General features: G+C 33.8%; 22 protein-coding genes and 1 riboswitch. Of the genes, 16 read left to right on the top strand and 6 right to left on the bottom strand.

Translation table 11 applies throughout. The features are described 5' to 3' along the window. Positions 1-101 precede the first annotated feature (101 nt). A complete protein-coding gene (locus AC4BB5_RS09770; RefSeq protein ID WP_490455965.1) occupies positions 102-665 on the top strand; it encodes a DNA-3-methyladenine glycosylase I in 564 nt (187 codons plus the stop codon). A 54-nt stretch (positions 666-719) separates the two neighbouring features. Here the strand turns inward: AC4BB5_RS09770 and AC4BB5_RS09765 are convergent, their stop codons facing one another. Next, positions 720-1271 carry an NADPH-dependent FMN reductase gene (locus tag AC4BB5_RS09765; protein ID WP_490455964.1) on the bottom strand — a complete coding sequence of 184 codons (552 nt, stop codon included), beginning with the start codon at positions 1269-1271 and terminating at the stop codon, positions 720-722. A 289-nt stretch (positions 1272-1560) separates the two neighbouring features. On the opposite strand from AC4BB5_RS09765, the gene AC4BB5_RS09760 reads away from it, so the two are divergent. The 4 genes from AC4BB5_RS09760 to AC4BB5_RS09745 all read left to right on the top strand — a co-directional run bounded on the left by AC4BB5_RS09760 (position 1561) and on the right by AC4BB5_RS09745 (position 3819). Further along, entirely contained in the window at positions 1561-2397 is an 837-nt protein-coding gene (locus AC4BB5_RS09760) for a GNAT family N-acetyltransferase (RefSeq protein ID WP_490455963.1), read from the top strand. Positions 2398-2632: 235 nt separating this feature from the next. After that, positions 2633-2908, top strand: a complete 276-nt coding sequence (gene rpsP, locus AC4BB5_RS09755; RefSeq protein WP_010761445.1) for a 30S ribosomal protein S16 — start codon at positions 2633-2635, stop codon at positions 2906-2908. Positions 2909-2919: 11 nt separating this feature from the next. Further along, entirely contained in the window at positions 2920-3165 is a 246-nt protein-coding gene (locus tag AC4BB5_RS09750) for a KH domain-containing protein (RefSeq protein ID WP_086313185.1), read from the top strand. Positions 3166-3273: 108 nt separating this feature from the next. Continuing rightward, positions 3274-3819 carry a TIGR01440 family protein gene (locus AC4BB5_RS09745; RefSeq protein ID WP_490455962.1) on the top strand — a complete coding sequence of 182 codons (546 nt, stop codon included), beginning with the start codon at positions 3274-3276 and terminating at the stop codon, positions 3817-3819. A 62-nt stretch (positions 3820-3881) separates the two neighbouring features. Here the strand turns inward: AC4BB5_RS09745 and AC4BB5_RS09740 are convergent, their stop codons facing one another. Continuing rightward, positions 3882-4220 carry a hypothetical protein gene (locus AC4BB5_RS09740; RefSeq protein WP_490455961.1) on the bottom strand — a complete coding sequence of 113 codons (339 nt, stop codon included), beginning with the start codon at positions 4218-4220 and terminating at the stop codon, positions 3882-3884. Then, complete coding sequence (locus AC4BB5_RS09735; protein ID WP_490455960.1) at positions 4198-5526, bottom strand: DUF1576 domain-containing protein; 1329 nt, start codon at positions 5524-5526, stop codon at positions 4198-4200. Before AC4BB5_RS09735 ends, AC4BB5_RS09740 begins: the two co-directional genes overlap by 23 nt. A gap of 279 nt (positions 5527-5805) precedes the next feature. Between AC4BB5_RS09735 and AC4BB5_RS09730 the strand changes: the two genes are divergently transcribed. Both AC4BB5_RS09730 and AC4BB5_RS09725 read left to right on the top strand, forming a co-directional pair. Next, complete coding sequence (locus AC4BB5_RS09730) at positions 5806-6354, top strand: TetR/AcrR family transcriptional regulator (protein ID WP_490455959.1); 549 nt, start codon at positions 5806-5808, stop codon at positions 6352-6354. 185 nt (positions 6355-6539) lie between these two features. Next, the gene (locus AC4BB5_RS09725) at positions 6540-6914 is read left to right on the top strand and encodes a YxeA family protein (RefSeq protein WP_490455958.1); all 375 of its coding nucleotides are present in this window, start codon (positions 6540-6542) and stop codon (positions 6912-6914) included. Between the two features lie 120 nt (positions 6915-7034). On the opposite strand, the gene AC4BB5_RS09720 is transcribed toward AC4BB5_RS09725, so the two are convergent. From AC4BB5_RS09720 to AC4BB5_RS09710, 3 genes are all read right to left on the bottom strand, one after another. Further along, positions 7035-7250, bottom strand: coding sequence for a hypothetical protein (locus AC4BB5_RS09720; protein WP_490455957.1), 216 nt, complete (start codon positions 7248-7250; stop codon positions 7035-7037). 100 nt (positions 7251-7350) lie between these two features. After that, complete coding sequence (locus AC4BB5_RS09715) at positions 7351-7860, bottom strand: EutP/PduV family microcompartment system protein (protein WP_490455956.1); 510 nt, start codon at positions 7858-7860, stop codon at positions 7351-7353. Positions 7861-7919: 59 nt separating this feature from the next. Beyond that, positions 7920-8678: a peptidylprolyl isomerase gene (locus AC4BB5_RS09710; protein WP_490455955.1), complete on the bottom strand. Its 759-nt coding sequence runs from the start codon at positions 8676-8678 to the stop codon at positions 7920-7922. A 177-nt stretch (positions 8679-8855) separates the two neighbouring features. Here AC4BB5_RS09710 and AC4BB5_RS09705 point away from each other — a divergent pair, with 177 nt between their 5' ends. The 9 genes from AC4BB5_RS09705 (at position 8856) to AC4BB5_RS09665 (ending at position 15327) form a co-directional block, all read left to right on the top strand. Continuing rightward, positions 8856-9947, top strand: a complete 1092-nt coding sequence (locus AC4BB5_RS09705; RefSeq protein WP_490455954.1) for a DUF871 domain-containing protein — start codon at positions 8856-8858, stop codon at positions 9945-9947. A gap of 128 nt (positions 9948-10075) precedes the next feature. Then, positions 10076-10186, top strand: a complete 111-nt coding sequence (locus AC4BB5_RS09700) for an NUDIX hydrolase N-terminal domain-containing protein (protein ID WP_490455953.1) — start codon at positions 10076-10078, stop codon at positions 10184-10186. A gap of 195 nt (positions 10187-10381) precedes the next feature. Then, positions 10382-10663 (top strand): NUDIX hydrolase, encoded by a 282-nt coding sequence (locus AC4BB5_RS09695; RefSeq protein WP_490455952.1) that lies wholly within the window; start codon positions 10382-10384, stop codon positions 10661-10663. Positions 10664-10793: 130 nt separating this feature from the next. Further along, the gene (locus tag AC4BB5_RS09690) at positions 10794-11726 is read left to right on the top strand and encodes an alpha/beta hydrolase (RefSeq protein ID WP_490455951.1); all 933 of its coding nucleotides are present in this window, start codon (positions 10794-10796) and stop codon (positions 11724-11726) included. Between the two features lie 162 nt (positions 11727-11888). After that, positions 11889-12779, top strand: a complete 891-nt coding sequence (gene xerD / locus AC4BB5_RS09685; RefSeq protein ID WP_490455950.1) for a site-specific tyrosine recombinase XerD — start codon at positions 11889-11891, stop codon at positions 12777-12779. Positions 12780-12809: 30 nt separating this feature from the next. Further along, entirely contained in the window at positions 12810-13172 is a 363-nt protein-coding gene (locus AC4BB5_RS09680; RefSeq protein ID WP_490459055.1) for a GNAT family N-acetyltransferase, read from the top strand. A 44-nt stretch (positions 13173-13216) separates the two neighbouring features. Further along, positions 13217-13996, top strand: a complete 780-nt coding sequence (locus AC4BB5_RS09675; RefSeq protein WP_490459054.1) for a segregation/condensation protein A — start codon at positions 13217-13219, stop codon at positions 13994-13996. Then, positions 13993-14610 carry an SMC-Scp complex subunit ScpB gene (gene scpB, locus AC4BB5_RS09670; protein WP_490455949.1) on the top strand — a complete coding sequence of 206 codons (618 nt, stop codon included), beginning with the start codon at positions 13993-13995 and terminating at the stop codon, positions 14608-14610. The genes AC4BB5_RS09675 and scpB overlap by 4 nt, the downstream gene beginning before the upstream one ends. Further along, positions 14611-15327: a pseudouridine synthase gene (locus tag AC4BB5_RS09665; RefSeq protein ID WP_490455948.1), complete on the top strand. Its 717-nt coding sequence runs from the start codon at positions 14611-14613 to the stop codon at positions 15325-15327. It abuts the gene before it with no gap. A gap of 156 nt (positions 15328-15483) precedes the next feature. Continuing rightward, positions 15484-15608: riboswitch (FMN riboswitch) on the top strand. Positions 15609-16040: the final 432 nt, after the last annotated feature.

Below are 16040 nucleotides of genomic sequence, written 5' to 3'. Positions count from 1 at the left end.
GTATACATAGTACAGTTTGGCTTGTAAACATGTTTTAGTAATTTTTGCTAAAATAAAGGAGATCAGTAAAAAATAAATTTGGTTAATGGAGGTAACGATCGATGAAACAAAGATGTTCTTGGGCGAAGAATAATGAAAGAATGAAATGCTATCATGACACAGTTTGGGGTGTTCCTTTGTACAATGATCAGAGATTGTTTAGAAAATTAATTTTAGATATCAATCAAGCTGGCTTGAATTGGCAAATTATTTTGAATAAAGAAGACAACTTTGATGTCGCTTTTGATGATTTTGATATAAAGAAAGTCGCTCAGTATGACAAAGAAAAAGTTGAGCAATTATTGAATGATCCAGGGATTATTCGTAATCGCAGGAAGATTGAGGCTGCTATTCATAATGCACAAAAAGTCATCGAGATCCAAAAGGAATTTGGTTCATTTTCTAGTTATTTATGGGCTTTCAATGATCAAAAAGTTTTGAAAAATTCTTATCAAGATCAAGTAGAAATTCCTACAACCAATGAATTATCTGATAATATAGCGAAAGATTTAAAAAAAAGAGGGTTTAAATTTGTTGGCAGTACGATTATTTATGCATTTTTGGAAGCTGTCGGAGTGATCAATGATCATGTGACGACTTGTTTTCGTTATGAAGAGTTAAAGTGAAAAATAGTCTAGACCAAAATGTTTTTATTTTTGGTCTAGACTATTTAAATGGATTTAGCTATTTTTTTCCAAAAAAGTAATGTAAGAATCAACAATCGTTTTGAAAAAATTCATGGTATTCTCAGCAATAGTTCCATCCTCTTTGATTAAATGAACAATATTGCCAATATAGGCTTCAGGTTGTTGTAGAGTAGGGACATTAAGAAAAACCAGTGATTGGCGTAAATGATGGTTTGCACCGAAAGCACTTAATGCACCAGGAGATACGCTAACAACTAAGCCGGGTTTGCCGTCCCAGGCATTTTGACCATAAGGACGAGAACCAACATCTAAAGCATTTTTTAAAACTCCAGGGACGGAACGATTATATTCTGGCGTAACAAAGACAAGACCAGAAAGCTGTTTTACTTCATTTCTAAATTTTGTCCAAGCAGTCGGTGGTGTTCCTTCGTCATCCAAATCTTGATTGTACATCTCCAATTCCTGCAAGTTGATAAAAATAGGTTCATATTCTTCTGGGAATAAACTTGAGATGGCAGTTGCGACTATTTTACTATAAGAGTCTTTTCTCAAACTACCGACAAAAAAACCAATTTTTTTCTTCATAAATTATTCCTCCATTCAATAAATAACGTTTATTATTTAATTCTAATCTTAAATGTTAATTTTTGCAAGAAATCGAGGTTAACGGATAAAGAGAATGCTAAAATTGTGCTAAGTTAAAGTGAAATTCAACAAGGAATCACCAGTTTTAACTACTGTTGGAATGATATCTTTCGCAATTATGGCTCAGATAATATCTAATAGAACATAAGTTAAAGAGTCATCTTTTTTTTATTGCCGTGGACTAAAATATCTTATATAATCAACTTAAATTAGGTATAAAGGAGAATAAATGATTCTAAAAGAAACAATTCAAAAACGCTTGGAACCTCAAGAAATCAAGGCTATCCAATCATTAAAAGAAAATAGCAGCAAACTGTATTCTGTTGAATACAAATTAGATCTAAGCTTCTTTAATAATGTGAATGAAAAAGTATATCATTTGCTTTGCTGGGAAGAAGAGAAGTTAGTTGGGTACGGGGCACTAAGTAATTTTGATCCAGATGAACTAGAAGTGACGATTATCGCCCAACCAAACAAAAAAGTTTTGGATAAGATGGGAAAGGCTGTACTATGTTTTTCTCGTCAACATGTTATTAAAAAAATTTTATGGATTATCGATCATAACGATCTTTTTATTAATTCATACGTTCAAGAAATGAATGATTATAAATACAGTTTTTCAGAGTATTCGATGATTTTAGCAAAAGATAGGTTTGTCCCAACTCTTTCTGATATAGTTCTAGAGCCTGCTAAAATAGAAGAAGCTAGAGTGATTAGTGATTTGGAAACTGGTAAATCAATAGTAGAAACTATACCCATCACTCTGGATGATTTGAAAAAAACACTGGTTTTTAGAAAATACAATCAAGTAATCGCCAGTATTCGGTTGGAAAATGAAGCCAATTTTTATGGTATTTACGGATTTATTGTAAGACCAGATTACCGAGGTCAAGGTATTGGTAGAAAAATAATCAGTCAACTTATTCAGCAATTGATCGAAAAACAAGCAGAAACAATTTATTTAGAGGTTGAATCTACGAATGAAGTTGCCTCAAATTTATATCGTTCGATAGGATTTGAAGAACGGACATTGTTTGATTATTATATTTATAAACCGAATAAATAAAAGGATTAAAAATAAGCTATGAACGCAAGAAGTTATTTCTTCATTGTTCATAACTTATTTTTGTCAAGCAACGATTGATTGCCCCTGCCAAGGTAGGTTAAGTATAGAGCTAAAAGAGTCGAAAAGCAACGGGTTAAAGCTTTTTTTAAGGTGTCAAGAAAAAACTCTTTACAGCTTGTTGAAAATCTGGTAAACTAACATTTGTGATTAAGTTAATGGAGGTGTAATATATAAAATGTCAGTAAAAATTCGTTTAAAACGCATGGGTTCTAAAAAGAGTCCTTTTTACCGTATTGTAGTCGCAGATTCTCGTTCTCCTCGTGATGGACGTTTCATCGAAACTGTTGGTACTTACAATCCTTTAAAAGATCCTGCAGAAGTAGTTTTAAAAGAAGATTTAGTTTTAGACTGGTTGTCTAAAGGCGCTCAGCCTTCAGATACTGTTCGTAACATCCTTTCAAAAGAAGGCGTTATGAAAAAACACCACGAAGCTAAACTTGAAAAGAAATAAGGTGACCGATTATGACAGATGTGAAAGAGTTAGTCTTAACTATCGTTCGCCCATTAGTCAGTCAACCTGAGCTGGTTAAGTTAGAAATAGAAGAATCTGATGTTTTTCTAGAATATAATTTGACTGTATCGCCTGAAGATATTGGCCGTATCATTGGCAAACAAGGACGTGTTGCTAAAGCAATCCGTACAATTGTTTACAGTGTACGTCTGGATGGACCAAAAAAAGTTCGTTTGAATATCGTAGATGGTAAATAGCACGAAGTAGAGCACCCTGATTTTGGGTGCTTTTTTTGTATATTTTGACGGATCATTAAATATCCACTACTATAAAATAAAAGATAGAATAGCATGGGGGAGAAACCAATGAACGATTTGAGAAGTTATCAAGAACAGCTATTACAAGCCCTTGATGAATACTTTAGACAGTCAGAATTAGAAGTAGGAGATATTTTTGTGCTTGGCTGTAGCAGTAGCGAAGTTGCTGGAGGCGTGATTGGCAAGAATTCTAATTTAGAGATCGGTGAGATGATCGTTTCAACAATCAAAGATATATTAGCTGAAAAAGGGATTCATCTTGCTGTACAAGGCTGCGAGCATATTAATCGTTCGCTTGTTATTGAAAAAGAGATAGCCAAACCCCATCAGTATGAAATCGTTTCGGTTGTACCCGCTCTTCATGCTGGAGGGGCTGCAGCAGTTGCTGCTTTTAAACTATTTCAAAACCCAGTAGTGGTAGAAAAGATCACAGCACAAGGTGGCATAGACATTGGAGACACGTCAATTGGTATGCATATTCAACATGTCCAAGTTCCTGTGCGTACTTCAATTAAAGAAATCGGAGGAGCTCATACCACCTATTTGCGGACACGACCAAAATTAATTGGAGGAATCCGAGCAGTTTACGAATAAAAAAAGATGATGAGTAACCAAACCGTTCAATGGTTATCTCGTCATCTTTTTTTATAGAGTAATCACTTTTTTCTAAATACTTTAATTTCAAAGTCAGGTGAATCAAAACTAATTTCGGCCTCATCGATCATCAAACCCAACAGATGATAATCTTCTTCTTCATGGTGGGTAACACCAAGTAATTCATCATAATAACTCTCAATACTTAGATCTCTAGGTGTATTTAATAACTCTAATAAGTGCATGACATTGTCAGGTTCTTGCTCAGTTTTACCTTGTATCTTGATATGAAAACCTTCGGAAGTAAAATCTACTCCAATTTGAATCTTTTCAATATCATTTGAAAAAAAGTAAGTCAGTAATTCATCCACAATTCTTTTAGCCTTGTCTCTTTCTTGCATGTTGTTTCACCTTTCTGATCTGTAAAATATTATCTAGTAATGGTACCATGACAGCAGCCACAAAACCAGTAGAAAACCCATTATTGTAAAGATTTAGTCCACCATGAAGATAACTAACATTTGTAACCAAGGACATATGTAAAAATCCTGCGATCAAGCCAAAAGTAATGCCATAATATCCTGCAATTGGTGCCAAGCCTGTGCCAAAAATTCCTGCGAGGACCACAGTTGTTTGATTTACTTCAAAAACAGAAGACAACTGAGCCGTTAAAAAAACGCTGACTAGTAAAGGTAGACTATTCAGGATATGATTACCAAATGCACTAAAACCAACTGCAGATAAAATCGCGCCAACAATTGGACCGTTAAGTGTAGAGTGACTAACTTGAGTGTAGCCAACAAGTAATAATCCCATCAAGGCCATATTCATCATTGTTGCACCAATACCTGAAATAGAAATAAAATCAGTGATTAATTTCCCAGATGTTTTGCTGATATCTTTTAAACCTTTCAACGAAAAATGATTGACTATAAATCCGACAAAAAACATGACAAAAAATAAAAATAACAGAAAAAATAGCAGTTTAGTATGATATTCAGTTGAAACTAAATTTTTTCCTTCAATTTTCCAGCCAAACATTCTCAAAATACCTGTAAACAGCATAGCAATAAGTCCAGAAGTGAAGCCGACATTATACAAAGAAAACCCTTGATGAAAGGTAAGAATATGAGAGGCTAAAGGTGGTAAAATCAACCCAATAAAAATACCTACCAAACACCCTAAAGGAATTGAAAACTGTAATGGTAAAGAAATACCAAATGTAAGGTAGCTAATGATTGGGGATAAAGCACTACCAAATAAGCTGACAACGATAAATTGAGAAAAAGGTTTTTTTACAATCTTTGCGTAACAGAGTCCACCGATAATAATCGGTATTGAGTTATATAAATTTTTTCCAAAAAAAGAACATCCTGATACCGTAAATAGAGCGGCAATCATAGGACCGTTAATCGGAATTTTTTCTTTTTTAGCAAGTAGCACACTGATCAATGTGAGTAAACCGCTATTAACAAAAGCACTCCCAAAAGTACCAAGTTCAATATAATCAGTTAATAAATTGCTAGGAGATGTTAAAATACGCTCCATACCTGCCCATAAAAAAGTGATAGGTTCACTAAAAAGACCAATGATGATCAAAATAAAACAATAACTAATTAAAAGATAGTAATTTCTATTTTTATGAGTCAGTTCTGAATTTTTTTTATCGGTATGTAAAAAAAGTGTTTGGCTGTTATTTTTAGCCATAAAAAGGACCTCCATTGTTTATCAATAACTTAACTATAGCTTGTAAAACATTCATCGGTCAATAATATTTTCGTAAAGTCGGGTAAATTATCATGTTTTTTGTATATATACATAATTATTGAGAAAATAAGCTGATAAAAGAGTGTAAAATAAAAGAATAAATATTAAAAAAGTAAATAATGATGAATTTGAAAAAATAGTTATCTAGTTTTGCGAACTTGTTTTCATTTAAAGCTGTTCGGGCTGGTTAAAATTTCATATTTAGAGGAGGGATTATTTTTGGTTAGAAAAAAAATTTATAAAAAACAACATATTTTAGCAGCGGCAAGAGAGCTATTAATAGAAAAAGGTTTTTCATTTATAACAGCAAGGAATGTCGCTGAACATATGGGAATTTCGACCCAACCCATTTATCTTGAATTTAAAAATATGGAAGAGTTGAAATTGACTTTATTGAAATCAACCCACGACACTTTAGAAACAGAATTCTTTACTAGAAAGAAAACGGAAAACAAAGTTGCAAATTTCGGATTAAATTTTATTGATTTAGCTAAATCAAATAGCAAATTGTATATATCTTTATATATAGATCAGCACTCATATGGTCAAGAACTGCATGAGCTATCTTTTAACTCGTTTGAAAAGTCTATTCAAGGAGACAATAAATATATGGATCTCCCGAAAGAACAACTAGAGCAATTACATATGAACTTATGGATTGTTGCGACTGGTATGGCCTCATTGAGCCTTTCAGGAATATTAGATCAAACGGAAGAACAATTGGTTACGATAGTTGACAGAATTGAACGAAATAGCGGATTACGATAAAAAGGTTGGATCAAATTTGCTCTAAGGGTTTGATCCAATCTTTTTTTGATAGGCTTAAATTTTGCTTATAGAGACTGAGTAGTTTCTATGCCAAAAGGACTAAACAGGTTTCGTCTATTTGGCCGATTTTTTTTAGTTAGATCATTGCTAAAATAGGCTATCAAATGAAATTTGGAGGAAGTATTTTGAAAATAGTTAAAATAATCGCTGTGTTAGTCTTTCTTTTAGGAGCTACTTTGTTCGGGGCTAAAGTATATACAAAAAATCAGTCAGATGAACTTTCGGGTACGATAGATCAATTAAACCCATTAGTTGCCAATGGAGAAGTTTATGTTAAAACAAAAAAAGCTGACAATATCAATAGTTATGGTATTGCGACATATACACAACAAACAGTCGATAAAGATGGAGAGTTGAAAGAACTGACTTTTACAGCAGATCATGAATTGATAGAAGATCGTTATTTGAAAATTTACAATAAAGGCGCTCATGTAGAAACATATGAAGAAGTTTTAGAAGAAGCAATTCCTAAAAAAGCATTACAGCAACTAAATAAATAAAAAGACTGCAACTATAATATAATTCAGCAAAATGAATTGGACAAAAGAGGATCATTTATATGGTCTACTTTTGTCCACCTGAAATTATATTTATGCAGTCTTTTTTTGTAATCAATTTGTTCAAATAGCCTGAGGTATAAAGTCAATTGTGCATAAATCATTATGATGAAAATGGATCGTTGCTTGAATTCTGCCATCTTCTATCAATTTTTGCGCAGTGTCTTTTACGTCTTCTTGGTCAAATTGCTGAAAATTGATTACGTTTGCTACAAAATGAGGAGATTTCCGATTGGAAGCCTCAAGTATGAGCGTTTCGATTTGTGGATTAAACGTCATTCGTCTTCACCTCTTTCATTTACAGTACCACTTTATCCCTAGTTTGGACAGCAATTCATTATTATATGAGGAACTGGAAAGAATTTCTTTCACAATCAATCTATCGGTTAAACTTTTTGTAGGAAGAGTAAGCTTGAAGATTTTTTATGATTGTTAGCTGTTTATGAGAAGAATCGGCTAATCGTTGTAATTCAAAAATATTCTTTTTTTCGTAATGATGATTCCAGTTAAACATCATTCTTAATAAAGCAAGGGACGGTTTATAATGCGCTTTTTCTTGTTTGGTGATTTGTTTGAGGTAGCGGCTAAGAATCCGATAGACACGAATATGATAGGAAGGGAGCAATAAAAAAATGATGTCAGCAGACTCAATAGCTGCTTTGATCCAGTCTTTAGTGGTGGTACCTTCTATAATCCAACGATCTTTTGCCAAAATTTCTTGTAATTGTTTTGAGGATTCAGCTATAGAGTATGGTTTGTCTCCTAAAGGGCTACGATTCCAAATGAGATTATCTAGTTCATAATAACAGATATTTTTTTCAGTGGATAATTGCTTAGCTAATGTTGTTTTTCCACTTCCTACAGGACCTACGATCATTATTTTATCCATCCTTAGCTTCCGATCTGAAAGAAAAAAGAATGGCAATGGGTTGCCATTCTTTTAAATGTTTATTTTTTTGCTTCTTGTAAGATATTGATTTTTTCAATTCGAATATCTTTTTTAGGTTTATCTTGATCGACAGTTTCAGCTGAAGCAATTTTATCTACGACATCCATACCTTTAGTGACTTGACCAAACACAGTGTGTTTACCATCTAAATGAGGTGTGCCGCCTTTTTTGTATGCATCAATGATTTTTTCTGGTTTGTCATCTTTTAGTAAGCCATCTGACATATCATCCGAATTTTGAACGATAAAGAATTGGCTGCCATTTGTTCCATTTCCTTTTGCATCTTTACCAGCGTTGGCCATTGAAAGCGCTCCGCGGATGTTATAAAGTTGATTAGAGATTTCATCATCAAATGAACCATTCCAAATGCTCTCTCCACCAGTTCCATCACCTTTTGGATCGCCACCTTGGATCATAAAATTCTCAATAACACGATGGAAAATGACATTGTCATAATAACCATCTTTTGCGTGTGTCATAAAGTTTTCAACGGTTTTTGGTGCTTGTTTTGGAAATAGTTTGATTTCAATTGAACCTTCTGTTGTGACCATTTCAACTAAGTCTTCATCTTCGCTTACGGTATCCGATAGTTGTGGTAGTTCTAGGGAATTCAAATCAACAGATTCAGATGATTTTGTTTCAGTTGAAGAAGTTGCAGAAGAGTCTGCTGTTTTTTTCTCATTTTTAGGTCCACATGCTGCAAATAATACTAACGATGTTAAAAGGGCTGTTGCAGCAATGAATTTTTTTGTTTTCATAAAGTTAAGTCTTCCTTTCAAAAATAGTTACATCTCATAATAACAAATCCTCTTTAGAACCGCTAGTCAAAATGGAATTTTTTTAAGATTTCCAAAAGGTGTAGACCACTTTTTCCTATTCTGCTATAATGAAAATGGATACATTATAATCAATACAAATCTTAGGAGGCAGTAATAATGGGAAAATTAGGTATTTCTATTTATCCAGAACGTTCAACTTTTGAAAAGGACAAAGCTTATCTAGACTTAGCACATAAATATGGTTTTAAACGTGTTTTTACAAGTTTACTTCAAATCACAGAAGACAAAGAAAAGGTATTAGCAGAGTTTAAAAAAGTTGTTGATTATGCCAATAGTCTTGGAATGGAAGTCATGGTCGATATTAATCCTGCCTTATTTGAACAATTAGAAATATCTTATGATGATTTATCATTTTTCGACGAGATGGGTGCTTATGGAGTACGTCTAGATGTTGGTTTTACAGGGGCTGAAGAAGCGAAAATGACTCGTAATCCATATGGAATCAAGATCGAAATCAATATGAGTACAGGAACAAGTTATGTTGATAATATAATGAGTTACTCACCAAATACAGATAATTTATTAGGTTCTCATAATTTCTATCCTCATCGTTATTCTGGTTTAGGCTACGATCATTTTGTTTTTTGTTCTGAAAAATTTAGAAAATATAATTTAAACACAATGGCATTTGTGAATTCACACGATGCCACATTTGGACCTTGGCCGACACAAGATGGTTTATGTTCATTAGAGGATCACCGTGATTTAGAAATCGCTACACAAGTGAAACATTTAGTCTTAACGGGCTTGATAGATGATATTTTAGTTGGCAATGCCTATGCTTCAGAAGCGGAACTTAAAGCAATGGCTGATGCATTTAATGCGGAATATCCTTCTATTAAAGTAGATGCAGCAAAAGATATTTCAGATGATGAGAGAGAAGTATTGTTCACAAGTCTTCACAGTTATCGAGGAGACCGTTCAGAGTACATTTTACGTTCTACGATGACACGTATTCATTTTAAAGATCGTGATTTCCCAGCTCATAATACACGAGATATGAGAAAAGGCGATGTATTGATTGATAATGTGGGTTATGGTCAATATAAAGGAGAAACGCAAATCGCACTGAAAGAGATGAAAAATGACGGACGAGTTAACGTTGTTGGGCGTATTTCAGATGATGAGTTGTTCTTATTAGACTTCTTGAAACCATGGTCAAGTTTTAAATTGATTGAAAATAAATAGTAGAATAATTATGAGATCACGTCAAAGCGATAAATTCCTTTACGTGATCTCATTTTTTCTTTCTTAAATTTCTACCTAGTTAATCTAAAATAATCCATATGTCGATAAAATAAAATAAGGTGAGACATATGGAAAAAGAACTATCTATTTTATTGACAAAACTTCAGAGGATTGCTCAAACTGGAAAAAAGTTTGGAAAAGATATTTATGATCAAGAAAGATACGAAGAACCTTCCTGAATAACAAAACAATTAACAATGTTAATGGATAAAAATGAAGGGTGTGCAACACCAAAAGTAGATATTCGAGCAGTCTCCTTCAATCACGAAGGAAAATTGTTATTAGTAAAAGAAAAAAGGGATAATTGCTAGTCACTACCAGGCGATTGGGCAGCCATCGGTTATTCTCCAAAAGAGGTTGGTGAAAAGGAAACGTTGGAAGAAGCAGGTTTGACGGTCAAAGCGAACAGATTAATTGTGGTATTGGATAAATCAAAACATGATTTTCCATTAACTTTAACGTATACGTATAAGTTTTTTATTCGATGTGAATCGAATAATGAAAATCTAGCTACAGGGATTGAGACCAATGATGTTGGGTATTTTTCCTTGCAAGAAATTTATTTGCTACTCCTTTCTAAACAACGAAATATCATTGATAATTTCGAATTGATTTTTGACGATTACCAATATGAAAAAAAAGAATACGATGTGTGATTAATATTGCGAAAATCCGAATAAAACATTATACTATTTAAGAATTTGAAAAAAGTTAGTATTATTTCTTTTGTTCGATGTGAGCTAAGTGTATTTGAACGAATAATACTTTTAAATGGGGAGCAGTCGGATGAATCGTATCGTAAAAATTTTAATTGCTGTAGTCGTATTAGTTATAATTGCGTTAACAGCAGCAGGAATGTATTTCTATAATTATGCAGTTGTTCCGTCACAAAAAGATTTCTTAGCAGGTGACACACCTGGCACGAATGTTGAAGGAAAAACACCACAAGAAAAATGGTTTAAAGACAAAAAAAATCGAACATATTGGACATTGACATCAAAAGACGATTTAAAGTTAAAAGCAATTTATTTACCTGCCGAAGAAAAAACGGATAAAAATGTAATCATGGCTCATGGTTATATGGGGAATGCCGAAACAATGGCCAGTTTTGCTAAGATGTATCATGACTGGGGGTATAATGTTTTAGTACCAGATGCTAGAGGCCATGGAGAAAGCGAAGGCGATTACATTGGTTTTGGTTGGCCAGAGCGAAAAGATTACCTTCAGTGGATCGATAAAGTGATCGCTGAAAATGGTAACGATACTCAAATTACTTTATATGGCATTAGCATGGGCGGTGCAACAGTCATGATGACAAGTGGTGAAAAACTACCAAAAAATGTCAAAGCAATTGTTGAAGATTGCGGTTATTCTACTGTAAATAAAGAACTAGCCTATCAGTTGAAAGACATGTTCAATTTACCGTCATTCCCATTAGTGCCGGTGACAAGTTTGATTACTAAAGTTCGAGCTGGTTATTTCTTTGGAGAAGCAAGTTCAGTTGCGCAACTGAAGAAAAATAAAGTACCGATGTTGTTTATTCATGGTGATGCAGATAAATTTGTGCCATTTGAAATGTTGGATGAAGTATATGATGCAACAGATGTGCCAAAAGAAAAGTTTGTTGTTAAAGGTGCAGCACATGCTAAAGCTTATACCGTTGATCCAGAAGCATATAAGGCAAAAGTTAAAAGTTTTTTAACAAAATATGTAAATTAACGATGATCGTCATCTAGTTTGAAAGCTAGTGACGATTTTTTTAAAGTAGAAAAATTTTTGTGTTTAAGAACAAAAATTTAAATAAAAAATATTCCCACTAATTTTACTATACATCTACTAGAATTCTTTGATATGATAATAAAAAGAAATGAGGTAAAATAGATGGAAGAACAAATTATTGACTATCTTCATTACTTACAAATAGAACGAGGGCTTTCTCTTAATACAAGAAAAAGCTATGAGCGGGACTTACATAAGTATTTAGTGTTTCTAAAAGAACAAAATATAGAAAAATGGCAGTTGATCGATCGCTACATAATTATGGAATATTTGCAAACTCTCCATAATGAAAACAACTCATCTGCGACAATCATTCGAATGATTTCAAGTCTAAGAGGCTTTCATCAGTTTTTAAGACAAGAACGCTTCACAGATCATGATCCAATGCAGCATATTGATTCACCTAAAAAAGCACAAAAATTACCTAGCACACTGTCAGTGGAAGAAGTTACATCTTTGATTGAAACACCAGATACGACCAAACCATTAGGGATAAGAAATCGAACGATTTTAGAGGTCATGTATGCAACTGGATTGCGAGTAACTGAGTTAGTAGATCTAAAGATAGGCGATCTACACTTATCGATTGGTCTATTGCAGACTATCGGTAAAGGAGATAAAGAGAGAATCATTCCTTTAGGGGATTATGCGATTCAATGGATTGAAAAATATCTAGAAGAAGCTCGTCCTATACTAATCAAAAAAAATCAAAATGAAACACATTTATTTGTCAATCATCACGGGAAACCATTATCACGCCAAGGGGTTTGGAAAAACCTAAAACAAATTGTTCAGGAAGCTGGAATCAATAAGAACATCACGCCCCACACGTTACGTCATAGTTTTGCAACCCATTTATTGGAAAATGGGGCTGATTTAAGAATTGTTCAAGAACTTTTAGGACATGCGGATATTTCTACGACCCAAATTTATACTCATATTACTAAACAGAGAATGGCTGATGTATACAAACAACATTTCCCACGAGCCTAACTAATTAAAGAAGGAAAGAAGGTGAAAATCATGCTAACTTATTATCGAAAAGAGCAACGAAAAATTGCAATGGGACTATTAAGTTTCCACCAAAAATTAACTGAATATCATTCACTTCTAAAAGAAATCGATACGTATGAATCTGAAGCCGACCTGCATTTACTTTTTTGGATACCTGATGGAGAACAAAATATTCAAGGAATTCTAGGAATCGAGATAGAAACATCTGATGCGATGATTTTACATGATATCTCGATCAATCCTTCTTTTAGAGGTGAAAATCTAGGATTTGACTTACTAAACGAGATGGCAGAATTATATCCTGAAATGAAAATTTATGGCACATTAGCCACATCTGCTTATTTATCTAAGTGGAAAGAACACAACGCTTGAATTTTATGGTAAACTAAAGTGCTGAAAAAGAAAGTTGGATGATCTTGCAGGAAATTAATGTGAAATTGGATGTATTTGAAGGACCTTTGGATCTTCTATTACATTTAATCCAAAAATTGGAAATCGATATTTATGATATTCCTATCGCGGCAGTAACTGAACAGTACATGAACTATATCCATACAATGAAGACATTGGAATTAGAAATTGCTGGAGAGTATCTGGTGATGGCGGCAACCTTGATGGCAATTAAAAGTAAGATGCTTTTGCCCAAACAAGAGTTGGAACTGGCAGAAGATGATGAAATCCTTGATGGTGAAGATCCGCGGGATGCTTTGGTTGCTCAACTATTAGAATATCGTAAATTTAAATATGCAGCAGGACTTTTGCATGAAAAAGAATCAGAACGAAGTCTTTATTATACGAAAGAACCAATGGATGTGGATGAATACAAAGAAGACAATCCTTTGTTAGCACCAAACCAACTAAACACGATTGATCTGTTTTTGGCATTCCATGCAATGTTGGAAAAGAAAAAAAGTCGACAGCCAGTGGAAACGACTGTTACTGGAGACGATGTGTCAATTGAAGAAAAAATTACGGTAATTACTCAAAGAATGTGTCAAACCGATCGGAGTACGCCAATCAATTTCGAATCATTTTTCACATCATACTCTAAACAAGAAATCGTTACTACTTTCATGGCTTTGTTGGAATTAATGAAAAAGGGAATTGTTCATGTAGAACAAGAAGACAATTATAGTGCTATTTTACTATATAATACGTCAGAAGAGATTGAATCAAGTACGGAGGAAACAGCGTGACCACAGTTAGTCAAGTCGAAGCAATTCTATTTGTTGTCGGTGAAGAAGGAATTGGTTTAGAGGAATTATCCTATTTATTAGGACTTTCTACCGCCAAAACGTATGAAGCATTGACCGCTTTAAAAGAACGTTATGAATCAGATAAAGAATCAGCTTTAAATATTTTAGAAGTCGGGAATCACTTTATTTTATCTACTAAAAAAGCTTTTGCGCCATTATTAAAAAAATATGCGCAATCACCTATTTCAAACTCCTTATCTCAAGCCGCTCTTGAGACCTTATCGATCGTCGCTTATAAACAACCGATTTCAAGAGTCGAAGTAGATGAAATTAGGGGAGTGCAGTCAGCAGGATCGATGCAAAAATTAGTTGCTCGACAATTGATTGAAGAAAAAGGACGGGTAGATGGACCAGGTCGAGCTATTTTATATGGAACTACAGCTTATTTTATGGATTATTTTGGTTTAAGATCCTTGGAAGAGCTACCAGATATACAACAAATGGAAGAAGAAATCGCTGAAGAGTTACCTTTAGACCTCTTTTTCGACCGTTACAAAGAACTAAATGAAGAAGAAGCAACAACGGAGATAAACGAATCGGAGGAAGAAAACTAAATGGAAAGACTTCAAAAAGTAATTGCGCATGCAGGGATTGCATCTCGCAGAAAAGCAGAAGAATACATCGTTAATGGACGTGTAAAAGTAAATGGAAAAATCGTTCGAGAGCTAGGAACACAAGTAGGTAAAAACGACAAAGTAGAAGTGGACGATGTACCGATTTATAAAGAAGAATACGGTTATTATCTTTTTTACAAGCCTAAAGGTGTAATTTCTGCAGTTTCTGATGATAAAGGTAGAAAAGTTGTCACTGATTTTTTCTCACATATCAAAGAACGAATTTATCCTGTGGGTCGATTAGATTATGATACTTCAGGGTTATTACTGTTAACAAATGATGGAGAGTTTTCTCAAAAATTAACACATCCAAGTCATGAGATCGATAAAGTTTATGTGGCAAAAGTAAAAGGGTTAGCTAAAAAACATGATTTACTTCCACTAACAAAAGGGCTTAGAATTGAAGGCTATAAAACAGCGCCAGCAGCGTTTGAGATTATATCCGTTGATCTAAAGACAAATACTAGTATAGTAGAATTGACGATTCATGAAGGCCGTAACCATCAAGTGAAAAAAATGCTTCAAGCAGTAGGATACCCAGTTCAGAAACTAAAAAGAGAAAAATATGGGGATTTAACTTTAAAAGGGCTACGTCCAGGTGAATACCGTAATCTAAATAAAAAAGAAATCAGTGTTTTGATGAATCAATCAAAATGATTTTACAAAAAATTGAGTCAGAACTAAGTTTAGTTTTGACTCAATTTTTTTATAATCACGAATTATAAGCATCACTCTGTATGTGACCTGTTGAACATAAATATTGCTTTTTTCTAAAAAGGTTGTATACTGTACTTGTACAAAAAATTAATAAAGGTTCGTCTTCAGGGGCAGGGTGTAATTCCCGACCGGTGGTTATAGTCCACGACCTACTTCACTTGAAGTGGCTGAATTGGTGAAATTCCAATACCGACAGTAAAGTCTGGATAAAGAAGATAGGGCTTATTTGAATTTGCATTTTTCAGATAAGATAACTCTACTCTATTTTCCCTGCTGGAAAATAGAGTTTTTGCTGTGAATTACTGTGAATCACTACGATTGGTCAAAGGACAGAGTAGATGATGAACAGTACTTGGCGACCAAAGGGAGAGAAGTCACCATACTAGTGAATCACCTTACTGCATGTTAGTCCTATTCAGTTTCTAAGAAGTAAAACTCTAAGCATTGGAAGGCAAAGTAGATGATGAACAGTACTTGGCGGAAGTCACCATACTAGTGAATCACTGTATTGTTTTTTGATCCTATTCAATTTCTAAGCGCCAAAACTTTGAGCATTGAAAGAAAGAGTAGATGAAACAGCGTCTGGCAAGAAAAATGAGAGAAGTTGCGCCATACCGAAACGCCGTATTTAATATTAAATATGAGTGAATCAC

The organism is Enterococcus sp. AMC1252 (assembly GCF_058216515.1).
The sequence above is the reverse complement of the archived record's forward strand: the minus strand, read 5'-3'. Positions and strand labels throughout refer to the sequence as shown.